The following is an 11,006-nucleotide window of genomic DNA, read 5'->3' on the forward strand; positions in this document are numbered from 1 at the left end:
TCGGTCTCCGGTGGGGCCTCTGGGGTGTCTGACGGCAGTAGTTGACGGCAACGTCAGCGGACGGGTGCCGCACAAAGCGGCGGGTCGTCGCCGTCGTCGGGCTCGCTGACGGACTCCGAGGGTTTGGCGAGAGCTTGGCCGAGGAGGTCGATGGCGTCGCGCTGGAGGCGGAGTCGGACGTGGGCGTAAACCGTCGCGGTCACGCCGATGTGGGCATGCCCCAGGAGTTCCTTGATCACGACAAGTTCGACGCCCTGCTCCAGGAGGAGGGTGGCCGCCGAGTGCCGGAGATCGTGGAACCGGATACGGCGGAGCGTGGCGCGGCGGAGCAGGGCGTTGAAGTGCCGGGTGAGGGTGGCTCCCTCGATCGGATTGCCGTCGGGCCGGGTGAAGACGTAGCCGCTCGCCTTCCAGCCTGTCCCTGTTGCTTCGCGTTCCTGGCGCTGCCGGTCGCGGTGCTGTTCGAGGGAGTGCAGGCACTCGGTGGGCAGGGCGATGCGCCGCTCCGAGCTCTGCGTCTTCGTCGGCAGGGCGGTCAGGCCGACGGAGTTGGTGCGTTGGAGGGTACGGCGGATGCTGGCGGTTCCGCCGGCCAGGTCGAGGTCTTCCCAGCGTAGGCCGAGGAGTTCGCCTTTGCGGAGTCCGGTGCGCAGGGCGAGTTCGAATAGCGCGCTCAGCCGGTGCCCGCTCGTGGCGGTCAGGAACGCGCGCGCCTCCTCGGCGGTGAGGGGCTCGAACCGGCGGGGCCGGGGGGTGCCCATGCGGACGTTGCGGGCGACGTTGCGGGGTATCTCCTCTTCGCGGACGGCGTGTTCCAGGGCGGACTTGAGGACGGAGTGCACGTAGGCCAGCGTCAGCGGGGAAAGCCGCCTGCGGCAGCACGTCCCGACGGCACAGCACTGGGGCTGGTCGCGGGCGGTGTCGAGGCCGCGTGTGCAGCACTGGCAGGTGGTGCGGAGTTGGTCGAGCCAGGTGCGGACGTCCTTGGCGGTGAGCTTGGCGAGCTTCTTCTTGCCCAGGCCGGGGATGACGTACAGCCGGACGACGGCGGTGTAGCGGGTGTGGGTGTTCTCACGCAGTCGGTGGACGGCGACGGTCTCCAGCCAGTAGGTGAGGAACGCTGCGAGGCTGCCCTGGGCGGAGGGGGTGGGGACGCCGCGGTTGCTTGTGGCGATCTTCTCGGTGAGCTTGGCGAGGGTGTCCTTTCGGGTGGTGCCGTAGACGCGGACGCGCTTGCGGGTGTCGCCGGGGGCGAGGACGTATCCGGCGGCTTCCCAGCGGCCGTCCTTGCGCTGGTAGACGGTGCCGTCGCCGTTGGCGCGGCTACGGCGCGAGGGGACGGGGGTGTCGCGGGGTGTGGTCATCAGGCGGCGTCCTGTTCGAGTCGGGCGCGGATGAAGTCGGTGAGCGCGTGGGCGGGGATGCGGCGGGCGCGGCCGAGGGTGATGGAGGCGATTTGCCGGGTGCGGAGCAGGTCGTAGACGGCGGAGCGGCCGAGTTGGAGGCGGGCCATGACCTGGGGGACCGTCAGCAGGTCTTCGCTTATGCCAGGTCCGGGGAGCAGAGCGCTCATGAGGGGCCGCCCTCTGCGGTGAACTGCCGTTCTACTTCTCTGCGGTGCCACACAGCGGCGGCGAGGAGTTCTGCGCCGGGGCTGTAGCCCGAGCCGTGGTAGGCCCAGTGGCCGATGACGAGGGTCGTGTGCGGGTCGAGGTCGGGCAGGCCGGCGTGTGCGCGGGCCTGTTGGGTGCGCCAGGCGCGGCGGGCGTCGCGCAGCGCGCCGAGGGTGACGGAGTAGCAGCGGGACTTGGCGGAGAAGTGGCCCCGGAAGCCGAGCATGTGCGCCCACTTCCAGAGCTTGAGGGCTGCGAACTCCGGGCGCTTGCCCAGTTCCCAGAAGGTGCGGATCATCTGCCGCACGTGGCGTTCGACGGCGAGGCGGGGCAGCGGCCGGGCCTGTCCGGTGCCACCGCAGGCGGTGCACGTGAGGGGGGTTGCGTGTGTGGTCAGGGTCATGCCGCGTCCCTGGCACGGGCGGCAGAACAGGGCGCGGTCGAGAGCGCCGGATGAGTCGGCGGACTTGGTGGCGTACTTGGCCACGTAGGCGGCGACCGCGTGATCGGTCAGCTTGGCGTCGGTTCCGAAGGCGGCGATCTCGCGCACGTCGAGCTGTTCGCCCCAGGCGAGTTCGCGTTCCCCGACCGCGTCCGAGACGACGCTGATCGAGACGCGGGCGGCGGCCCGGATGGCGTCGGCGAGCATGGTGATGGTGGCGGATGGGGGCGGAGGCTGGGTGCTGCCGTCCGGTCCGTCGAGTCGGATGACGGCGTGGAAGTGGACCAGGCCGCGTTTCTGGTACTCGGCGACCTTGGCGAAAGAGACGCGCAGCACGGCGCGGGCTGCCTTCTGGGTCAGGCCGAGCCGGGCGGCGATCTCACGGCGCAGGTAGATCGTGAAGCGCGCCCACAGGGCGGAGGCATGGGCGTTGAACAGCACCGCGCCCGGGTAGTCATAGGACTTCGGGTCCAGCGGAGTGCCGAGCAGCGCATCCATGGGTTCGTGGCGCTTGCCGCAGCGGCACGGCCGGAGGACACCGCCCCCGTCGGTGGGGCGGTTGTGGACGGGGCCGAAGGACGGTGCGGTGAGCGTGGCGAACACGCGAGGGTGGGTGCGGACGGTGCCCGGCACGCTCTTTCCGCCGGTCAGGCCCGCCCGAATCAGTTGGAAGGTGTCGGCGGCGTAGACGCGGGAGCAGGTCGGGCAGCGTGAGGCGCGGCGGTTGCCGCAGGCCGTCAGCAGACTGCCCGTGGGCTCATCGGTGGTGGTGTAGGAGCGCAGTATCTCGCCGGTTGCCGTGTCGACGGTGGTGGTCTGGCCGAGCAGGCGCACGGGTTCTGTGCAGCCGCCGAGGTGTTCGATCTGCTGGTGTGCGCGGTCGAAGTCGGGGTGGTTGACCAGGTGGAGCAGGTCCCGCACGGCGGGGTTTGCCACGTGGCGCAGGTCCAGGGCGACCATGTCGGGGCGTGTCCCTTCTGTGGGTGGGTGGGTGGGTGGTCCTGAGCAGCAACCAGCCAGGCAGGACGGCGTGTTGATGCTGCTCGGGGCATGACGAACCAGGCCCGTTGGCGGGCGTGGGATCAGCGGGGGTGATTCGGCCGGCGAGGGGCGGGCCCAGATCAGAGCTGGGCGAGTGCGGCGGTGGCCACCGGCAGGGCGACGCCCATGCGGATCCTGAGCTGGGCGGCGGTGATGGGCTGGCCGTGCTCGGCGTGGTGGGTGTCCGCGATGCGCCGGGCCGCGTCGAGTAGGGCGGCGGGCAGGGCCGGACGGGCGGCGGTCACGGTCGTCCTTGCGGCGCGAACTGGCTCTGCGGCCGGGGCCTGGGCGGGCTCGGGGGTCTCGATGACGGAGGCAGCCGGACCCGGAGCAGGGGTATGGGTGGCGGCGGCTACCAGCTCGGCAGCCGGGGCCGAAGTCTCGGTGGTAGCCGGTTCGGCGGCTTGAACGGGGATGGGTGTGGGGGCAGCCTCCATGAGCGGTGTGGGGTGGGTGAGGGTGTGGAACTGGGCGAGGAATGAGGGGCCGACGCGGCCCCAGCCCAGCAGCAGGAGCGGGGCGACGGTGTCCAGGCAGGCGCGTCCGTAGCGTCCGGTCAGCAGCGGCTCGGCGGTGTTCAGCGCGAGGGTGAGCAGCCCGCACAGGTGGAGCAGGCGGGTACCGGCCCGCAGCTCGTTCTCGGGGACGCCGTGCAGGGCGAGGAATCGCAGGGCGACCAGGAGTCCGACGACCGACAGGTCCACCATCGGCGCGACCAGCGGGGCGATCGGGTGGGGTACGTCGAGCCGCAGGGCGAGCGCCCACACGTTGCCGAAGGAGAAGACGAAGGCCAGGGCCGCGATGACCGCCATGACCACGGTCACGGTGCGCCGGGTGAACCGTTCCTCGGTCATGGGTGGGGCCTCCTTCCGGGGTGGGGGTCGGGGATGGTCACGGACGGTGCTTGGCCAGCGGCACGACGGTGCCGTCCGTCGGTGCGGTGCCGGCCCAGCCGGGAGGGCCGGGGACGGACTCCAGGTACAGGGCCGGGTCGATGGCCAGGTGGGCGGTCGCTTCCGCGATGCGGGCGGCGTCGGCGTCCGGTACGTATGGGGTGCGGATGCGGGTGAAGCCGGGGCGGCCCTGCATCGCCATCACCGCGACGCCGACGTAGGCGGGGTCCTGCAAGGTCACCGGGCTGGCGTCCGGCCAGTTGCGGATGTCGTCTCCGAGTGCGGCCACGGCGGCTTCCGCCGTCTTCTGGGCGAAGGACAGCCCGACGGGGCACACGTCGCGGATGAAGGTGGGGATCGCGTCGCCGGTCACTTTCTGGCTGACCAGGATGACCAGGAAGCCGACGCTGCGGCCCTTCTTGACCAGGTCTTCTACCAGGCGCGCGTTGTCCGCCGTCAGCGCCGCCAGGCGCTTGGTCTGCGGGTCGTTGCCTTTGTAGTCGCGGAAGTAGGTGTGGGCCTCGTCGATGATGAGCACGGTCAGCGGCCAGACCTCCGAGGGGCCGACGTGCCACATGTTCTTCACGCCGAGTACGTCACGGATCGCCGAGGACCGGGTACGCCGCAGTGCGACCAGGCGCTTGAACAGTGTGTTCGCCTCGTGCAGGTCGTCGCCGACGAACGCGAACAGACGGGTCCGCAGGTCGGCGTAGTCGCCCTCATGGGCTGCCGACACCTTCCCGTCGGCCACCGCGAACTGCACCGCGCGCGACGGCGCGAGGTCGCAGACGAGCCGGTTGATCAGCGAGGTCTTGCCCGCGCCTGGGGTACCGGCCACGGTCACGCCGGGCACATTGGCCAGCGACACGCACACCGGAGCGGCGTACTCGTCCACGCCCAGCTCCCACCGCGACAGGTCCGTGGGCGGGCGGCCGGTGGGACGGTGCTCGGTCTGCGTGATCAGCGGATCGAGGCGAACGCCCCGGATCACCACCCGGCCGGGGCCGTCCGGCAGCACGGACACCCGCGTGCACCGCCAGGCGTCGGCCAGGAAGCGGGCCGCGCGCTGGAACTCCTCCAATCCGACCTTCGGCAGGCACGTGGCCCGCACGATCACACCGAACTGATCGGCCGCCACCTTGATCTTCGGAGTCAGCAGGCGCGGCGGGGGCGTCGTGCCCTTCGGCGCGGTCAGCTGCCCCAGCAGGCCGGGAGTCTTGTCGGTGACGGTCAGGCCCGCCATCCGCGACAGGCGTATCCAGCCGCAGCGCACCCGCACGGCCTGCCGGATACTGGCCCGGGTGCCCCGGTCGGCACGTACGTAGCGCACCAGGCTCAGCAGCAGCCAGCCTGTCGCCAGTGTTATGGCGATCGGCAGTACGTCCGGCGCGTGGGCGGTCACGGTTCCCATGTCACGCCCCCGCTTCGCTCAGCAGACGGAACACGTCGCCAAGGTCGAGGGCCGCTGCGTCGGCCGGACTCAGGCCCAGCACGTCGAGCACGGCCCCCGACACGGAGCACGTCAGGGCGTTTTCGGTGCCCGGCAGGGGCCGCAGCGGATAGGTCTCCCGCTCCGGGACGGGGCTTTCGAAGCGGATCACTGGGCAGCCTCCACTGTCGCGAGTTCCAGGCGGGCGGCGCGGTAGGCGACGCCGTCGGAGAGTTGCCCGTTGAAGATCCGCGCCCACGGCGTCGCGAACAATTCCACCGGCCGCACCATCGCCCCCGGCTTCAGCCCGGTAGGCAGGCCCGTCTCCGGGACCGTGATCTTCAGGACCTCGGCCCGGCCGTCCTCCATCAGCATCACGGTCACCGTGTAGAGCGACGCCCCGGTCTCCCGGTCGGTGGCGACCTCCCCGGTCTGCTGGTCCTTGATCTTCAGCACCGGCTCGGTGCCCGCGATGCACACCGCCGACGGCAGCAGGGCAACACGGATTCGAGTCATGGCCACGCCATCACATCCTCGTTCGATGGAGCCGCTTGATCGGCCCGCCACGACTCTAGCGGCACACCCACTACACACGCAACGGTCGATTCGTATCGCTACACTCGCGCGGCTGGGACGCAGAGGACGCCCGGGTGTCCCGCGAGTGCCGCCGCCACTACCCTCGTGCTATGAAGCTGCCCCTGGGAGAGGACCCCCGGCCGCCGTACGTCCAGGCCGCCGATGTCCTGCGCGCCGCGATCCAAGACGGCGAGTTGAGCCCGGGCGAGCGACTTCCCTCCGCGCGCGAGCTGCAACGGCGCTTCGGCATCGCCAGCTCGACGGTCCAAAACGCCCTGCGGCTCCTCAAGGGCGAAGGGCTGATCTACTCCGTCCTCGGCCGGGGCAGCTACGTGCGGGCACAGGAACCGCCGGCCGAAGGGAGCACGGAGGCCGCAGGGGGCAACGAGATCGACCCTGGCGACTCCGATCCCGCGTACACCGGTCTCGGCGACCTCCAGCACGGATGGCAGACCGCGCCCGCTGACGACCCACGCCCGCCGTACGTGCAGACCGCGGACGCACTCCGCAAGGAAATCCAGAACGGTCGGCTGGCACCAGGCGCCAAGCTGCCGTCCGCCCGTGAACTGCAAGAGCAGTACGGCATCGCCAACTCCACCGCGCAGAACGCCCTGCGGCTCCTCAAGGACGAGGGACTGATCTACTCCGTGCAGGGCCGGGGCGTATTCGTCCGCCAGCTCAGCCCGCGCGATCAGTTCCTCAAGGACTACAACGAGGGGCTGGAGGAGATGGCGGCCCAGCGCCGGGCGGACGAGGAAGCCGTACGGCTCAGCGGCAAGACCGACGACGAGGTGGCCGCCGAACTGGAAGCCGCCGAGGAGCGCTTCGCGAAGGCCGGCACCGAATTCGAAGCCGCCAGCGCCCACCGCGACGCCATGCGAGCCGTCATGGAGCAACGCAAGCGCCTGAGCGGCAACTACACGCCCGAGGAGAACGCCGCCAAGGCCCAACGCATGCGCGACCGGCTGGCCGAAGGCAAGCGTCGACGCTGAAGCCCGCCGAGCGCAACGGCAGCGCACGGGCGCCTGAGCCGAGCTGTTCAGAGTTTCTTTACTTGATCAAGGGCGGCCCGCTGACGCGGGCCGCCGCGCGCCGGCGGCCGGTGGCCGCCGCCCGCTCCTGTCTGCCGCCCCGCTGGCGACGGCCGCCGACCACTCGGCGCGCAGGGCCCAGAGGCATAGGCCGGACTGTCAATCGGAAGCCCCGCTCTCCGAACGCTCAGCAGCAGACCGGCTGGGTTCCCGAGAGGCCGTCCGGCGAGCTCGTACCGTGCGGCGTCGACACCCCGGCGGAGCTGTCGTCCGGAACGCGGCCGTTGTGCCTGGCTGGGACCGTGACGATGGAGATAACTGGGCTGATGCCGGTGCGGGGTTGAGCGAGACACACGTGACGGGTGATCGGTCGGCGCGCCCGCCGTCGTGGCTGACTTTCTGCGGCTGAGGCCAGAACCTCATGGCCATGGGCACGGCACGCACGTAAGGGCCCGCCCCTGCCAGGGCTGACGAGGAGGGGGAGCCTCGATCGGCCGTGCCCGGCAGGGACGGGAGTTGGGTAGGTCAGCGCGGTGCGGCTCGTGACCGAGCGGGATGGGTCATGTCCGCCGCCAGGCCCGCCAGGGCCGGGTGATGATCTCCCGGTAGGTGTGGTGCGACGGGTTCTGACCGCAATGCCGCAGCACCCAGTCCTGCGGTTCGGCGAAGTCCTCGCTGGTCGGCGACGTCTCTTCGTCCACGGCGCACTGCATCGCATACAGGACCGGCTCCGCGTCCGGCTCGCGGTCGGGCTGGAGAGTCCAGGTCTCGTAGCGCAGGACCGAGCGCGGGGTCACCGTCCCCACCTCTGGTTGGCCACGGCCACCTTCGCGCTCAACTCCTCCGTCGGAGTCGGCGTGCGTACGTCCTCGGGTGGCACGTCCCATTCCCGGCCACCGCGCGGTGGCCGAAGCTGCACGTACGGCCCCACATGCCCCATCACCACGCCCACCTTGCCGCTCCGCCGGTCGACCACCAGGGCGCCGGCATCGGGCGAGACGTTGTGCCCGTCGGCATCAGGGGTGAGGGCCGTCATCGTGACCACCCCGGCGAGGCGGCCCGCGACCGGGCGTCCAGTCGCAGTGCGGGAACACATGGGGTGGCGCTCATTCGCACGGTGACGCTCCTCGGCGGCGTTGATGCGTGCCCCTGGGCCTGTTGGTGCCGCAGGGGCGGCACCGATCCTCACGCCGGTCACCGGGACGAAGGAACCTCCACCAAAACCCACTTCGGGACGTCCTGCACCGTGTAGAACGTCCCTGGTGCCGTCCTGAGACGAAGGGGGAGACTCGTGCCGAACGAGAGACTACGAGCCGTCATGGCGGCGGGAGGCTGGACGTACGCCGCACTCGCTCAGCAGGTCGAGGTCGACCCCAAGTCGGTCGAGCGCTGGGTGAACCTCGGGCGTATCCCGCGTCGTGCCACCGCCCTCCAGGCGGCCAAGGCCCTGGGAGAAGACGTGCACGCACTCTGGCCGGCGCTCCGCCAGGCCCGCCCCGCCCGCGCCATCAGCCCCGAGCTGGTCGCGCTCTACGAGCAGCGGGCCGACCTCCCCGTCTCGGCGTTCACCGACCTGATGGCCCAGGCCCGGGAACGGATCGACATCCTCGTCTACGCGGCCGTCTTCCTCCACGAGGCGTACCCGCGGCTGAACGAACTCCTCACCGAACGCGCCGCCGAAGGCTGCACCGTCCGCATCGCGATCGGGGACGCCGACAGCGACAACGTCCAAGCCCGCGGCCAGGAGGAGCGGTTCGGCCATGGCATCGAATCCCGCTGCCGCCTCGCCCTCATGCACTACAAGCCGCTCGCCAGCACCCCAGGCATCGAAGTCCGCACCCACGCAACCACGCTCTACAACTCCCTCTACCGGGCCGACGACCAGCAACTCGTCAACGCCCATGTCTGGGGCGTCAACGCGTACGCCGCCCCCGTGTGGCATCTTCGCCGTCACGAGACAGGCGGCATGTTCGACACCTACGCCGACAGCTTCGACGCCGTGTGGACGACGGCAACCCCCGTACGAGAGGAAGACTGACCGTGGCCCGCACCGAGTACTACGACGACCCCAACGCGCCCAAGCCGAACAGCATGGTCGTCGCCGCTTCCGCCGTCGTCACCGACGACCACGGGCGCATCCTCCTCCAGCGCCGCCGCGACAACGACCTCTGGGCACTGCCCGGAGGCGGCATGGACCTCACCGACTCCCTGCCAGGCACAGCCGTCCGCGAGGTCAAAGAGGAGACCGGCCTCGATGTCGAGATCACCGGCCTGGTCGGCACCTACACCGACCCGAAACACATCATCGCCTACACCGACGGCGAGGTCCGCCGCCAGTTCAACGTCTGCTTCACCGCCCGCATCACCGGCGGCCAGCTGGAGATCTCCGACGAGTCCACCGAGCTCCGGTTCGTGCCGCCGGAAGAGATCGAGCAGTTGCCGATGCACCACACCCAACGGCTCAGGCTCCAGCACTTCCTGGAACAGCGCGAGAAGCCGTACCTGGGCTGAACCGGCTGACGGCAGTAGCTGACGGCAACAACCCCGCACAACCACGGATACCCGCGCACGTCACCGGACCAGCAAACCGGACTTGACCTGCGAAAAAGCAGGTCGAGGGGTCCGCTTAGCACACGTACTATGTGATGGCCGGGACCACGCCGGTCCTGGTCCATAATTGCAACGGTCAGATTGATTACAACAGCACTGACCTGAGTCATGCAGCATATAAAGCTCGATTCAAGGCTGGCGTAAGTCCCGGACGGAATGTTGCTGCAGCCCGGGTGGATGGTCTAGATGAGCCGGTCATTGGATTCAGCAAGGGCGGCGGATATCATTCCGAGAATCACATTCTTGATCAGCTTGCCGAAAAGGGGATTGACCCTAGCCGAATCACTGAACTGTATAGCGAACGGCAGCCCTGTTCTAAGTGTGGACCATTGCTAGACAGTGTGCTATCACCTGGAACGCCTGTAAGTTGGTCCGTACCCTGGGGAGATAATGCGATCATCAATCGAGGTTCAAATGAACTATTGAGGCAGATGATTGCGGCTGCAGGGGGAAGGTGACCGCTCAGGTAGGCTCTGCTGTGGGCGCGGTGAGCCGCGCCCACAGCAGCATCTGGGCTGCTGATGCAGTGTGAAGGAGTGTTGCGGAGTGGCTGATTTTGAACATATCCCCGAAGAGGTGAGGACCAAATGGCTGCAACTAGCTGATGAAGTTTGCGCCGAACTTCATTTGGCAGGCCTACCTGCTTCACGAATTGCTGGATCGGCGATGTCGGTTGGGGCTGAGATTGAAGTCGATACCGGCGATGACGAAGCCGGAGGCGTATTTGTTACTTGGCGCCCCGGTGTGCAGCTATCTGAGGCAGCAGCCGAGAGCGTGAAGAATGGGCGGTTCGAAGAATCGGTGGTACTGCACTCGGGATCTGTATCGCGTGAGATGTGTAGAGCGCTCCTTGGTATCTTGAACTCTGCCGGATATGTCGTTGAGCCTTCGGATGACGATATGCGGCCCTTTGCTGTTCGGGTAGTTTCACCCCCAAGAGCTCAGTGAGAATAGAAGGTGCGGGCCCCGCCGGATCTGTTTCCGGCGGGGCCTCGGTGGTGTCTGACGGCAGCGCTGACGGCAACACCGGTGGAGGGTCTGTCTAGCGACTGGTGTAACTGGGGTTGTGTGGGTTAGCGGCGGCCGATGGAGAGTCGGCCGTCGAAGGCGATGTCGAACGCCTGGAGTGCGGGCTTCCAGCGCATGGTCCAGCGTTTGCGTCCCTGGCCGGTGGGGTCCAGGCTCATGACGGCCATGTAGACGCACTTCAGCGCGGCGGCCTCGTTCGGGAAGTGCCCGCGGGCGCGGACGGCCTTGCGTATACGGGCGTTGACCGACTCGATGGCGTTGGTGGTGCAGATGACACGGCGGATCTCGGCGTCGAACCGGAGGAAGGGCACGAACTCGGCCCAGGCGTTCGACCAGAGCCGC

The 11,006-nt window shown here is 69.0% G+C and carries 15 protein-coding genes; 5 read left to right on the forward strand and 10 right to left on the reverse strand.

Annotation, left to right across the window (positions count from 1 at the left end; genetic code table 11):
* Nucleotides 1–53 precede the first annotated feature (53 nt).
* The 7 genes from BUE44_RS26965 to BUE44_RS26995 form a co-directional block, all read right to left on the reverse strand.
* Nucleotides 54–1,364: a tyrosine-type recombinase/integrase gene (locus tag BUE44_RS26965; RefSeq protein ID WP_073501595.1), complete on the reverse strand. Its 1,311-nt coding sequence runs from the start codon at nt 1,362–1,364 to the stop codon at nt 54–56.
* Nucleotides 1,364–1,573, reverse strand: a complete 210-nt coding sequence (locus BUE44_RS26970; RefSeq protein WP_073501596.1) for a helix-turn-helix domain-containing protein — start codon at nt 1,571–1,573, stop codon at nt 1,364–1,366. Before BUE44_RS26970 ends, BUE44_RS26965 begins: the two co-directional genes overlap by 1 nt.
* Nucleotides 1,570–3,015, reverse strand: a complete 1,446-nt coding sequence (locus BUE44_RS26975; RefSeq protein ID WP_073501597.1) for a replication initiator — start codon at nt 3,013–3,015, stop codon at nt 1,570–1,572. The genes BUE44_RS26970 and BUE44_RS26975 overlap by 4 nt, the downstream gene beginning before the upstream one ends.
* Before the next feature lie 161 nt (nt 3,016–3,176).
* Nucleotides 3,177–3,950: a DUF2637 domain-containing protein gene (locus tag BUE44_RS26980; RefSeq protein WP_073501598.1), complete on the reverse strand. Its 774-nt coding sequence runs from the start codon at nt 3,948–3,950 to the stop codon at nt 3,177–3,179.
* A 37-nt stretch (nt 3,951–3,987) separates the two neighbouring features.
* Nucleotides 3,988–5,400, reverse strand: coding sequence for an ATP-binding protein (locus BUE44_RS36715; protein ID WP_107415845.1), 1,413 nt, complete (start codon nt 5,398–5,400; stop codon nt 3,988–3,990).
* A 1-nt stretch (nt 5,401) separates the two neighbouring features.
* Nucleotides 5,402–5,590 carry a hypothetical protein gene (locus BUE44_RS26990; RefSeq protein ID WP_073501599.1) on the reverse strand — a complete coding sequence of 63 codons (189 nt, stop codon included), beginning with the start codon at nt 5,588–5,590 and terminating at the stop codon, nt 5,402–5,404.
* Nucleotides 5,587–5,940, reverse strand: coding sequence for an SCO3933 family regulatory protein (locus tag BUE44_RS26995; RefSeq protein ID WP_073501600.1), 354 nt, complete (start codon nt 5,938–5,940; stop codon nt 5,587–5,589). The genes BUE44_RS26990 and BUE44_RS26995 overlap by 4 nt, the downstream gene beginning before the upstream one ends.
* Nucleotides 5,941–6,104: 164 nt before the next feature.
* On the opposite strand from BUE44_RS26995, the gene BUE44_RS27000 reads away from it, so the two are divergent.
* Nucleotides 6,105–6,986: a GntR family transcriptional regulator gene (locus BUE44_RS27000; RefSeq protein WP_073501601.1), complete on the forward strand. Its 882-nt coding sequence runs from the start codon at nt 6,105–6,107 to the stop codon at nt 6,984–6,986.
* 599 nt (nt 6,987–7,585) lie between these two features.
* Here the strand turns inward: BUE44_RS27000 and BUE44_RS27005 are convergent.
* A complete protein-coding gene (locus tag BUE44_RS27005) occupies nt 7,586–7,831 on the reverse strand; it encodes a DUF7848 domain-containing protein (protein ID WP_073501602.1) in 246 nt (81 codons plus the stop codon).
* The gene (locus BUE44_RS27010) at nt 7,819–8,061 is read right to left on the reverse strand and encodes a hypothetical protein (protein WP_073501621.1); all 243 of its coding nucleotides are present in this window, start codon (nt 8,059–8,061) and stop codon (nt 7,819–7,821) included. The genes BUE44_RS27005 and BUE44_RS27010 overlap by 13 nt, the downstream gene beginning before the upstream one ends.
* 282 nt (nt 8,062–8,343) lie before the next feature.
* Between BUE44_RS27010 and BUE44_RS27015 the strand changes: the two genes are divergently transcribed.
* The 4 genes from BUE44_RS27015 (at nt 8,344) to BUE44_RS37185 (ending at nt 10,583) form a co-directional block, all read left to right on the forward strand.
* Nucleotides 8,344–9,063, forward strand: coding sequence for a helix-turn-helix domain-containing protein (locus tag BUE44_RS27015; RefSeq protein ID WP_073501603.1), 720 nt, complete (start codon nt 8,344–8,346; stop codon nt 9,061–9,063).
* 2 nt (nt 9,064–9,065) lie between these two features.
* Nucleotides 9,066–9,536 carry an NUDIX domain-containing protein gene (locus BUE44_RS27020; RefSeq protein ID WP_073501604.1) on the forward strand — a complete coding sequence of 157 codons (471 nt, stop codon included), beginning with the start codon at nt 9,066–9,068 and terminating at the stop codon, nt 9,534–9,536.
* A 134-nt stretch (nt 9,537–9,670) separates the two neighbouring features.
* Nucleotides 9,671–10,093 (forward strand): nucleic acid/nucleotide deaminase domain-containing protein, encoded by a 423-nt coding sequence (locus tag BUE44_RS39855; protein WP_079190115.1) that lies wholly within the window; start codon nt 9,671–9,673, stop codon nt 10,091–10,093.
* A gap of 88 nt (nt 10,094–10,181) precedes the next feature.
* Nucleotides 10,182–10,583: a hypothetical protein gene (locus BUE44_RS37185; RefSeq protein ID WP_073501606.1), complete on the forward strand. Its 402-nt coding sequence runs from the start codon at nt 10,182–10,184 to the stop codon at nt 10,581–10,583.
* Between the two features lie 125 nt (nt 10,584–10,708).
* Here the strand turns inward: BUE44_RS37185 and BUE44_RS27035 are convergent.
* Nucleotides 10,709–11,006 (reverse strand): transposase (locus tag BUE44_RS27035; RefSeq protein ID WP_200804533.1); only part of this gene is annotated, 298 nt, incomplete at its 5' end.

Origin of the sequence: Actinacidiphila paucisporea, assembly GCF_900142575.1 — a bacterium.
GTDB classification, from domain to species: domain Bacteria; phylum Actinomycetota; class Actinomycetes; order Streptomycetales; family Streptomycetaceae; genus Actinacidiphila; species Actinacidiphila paucisporea.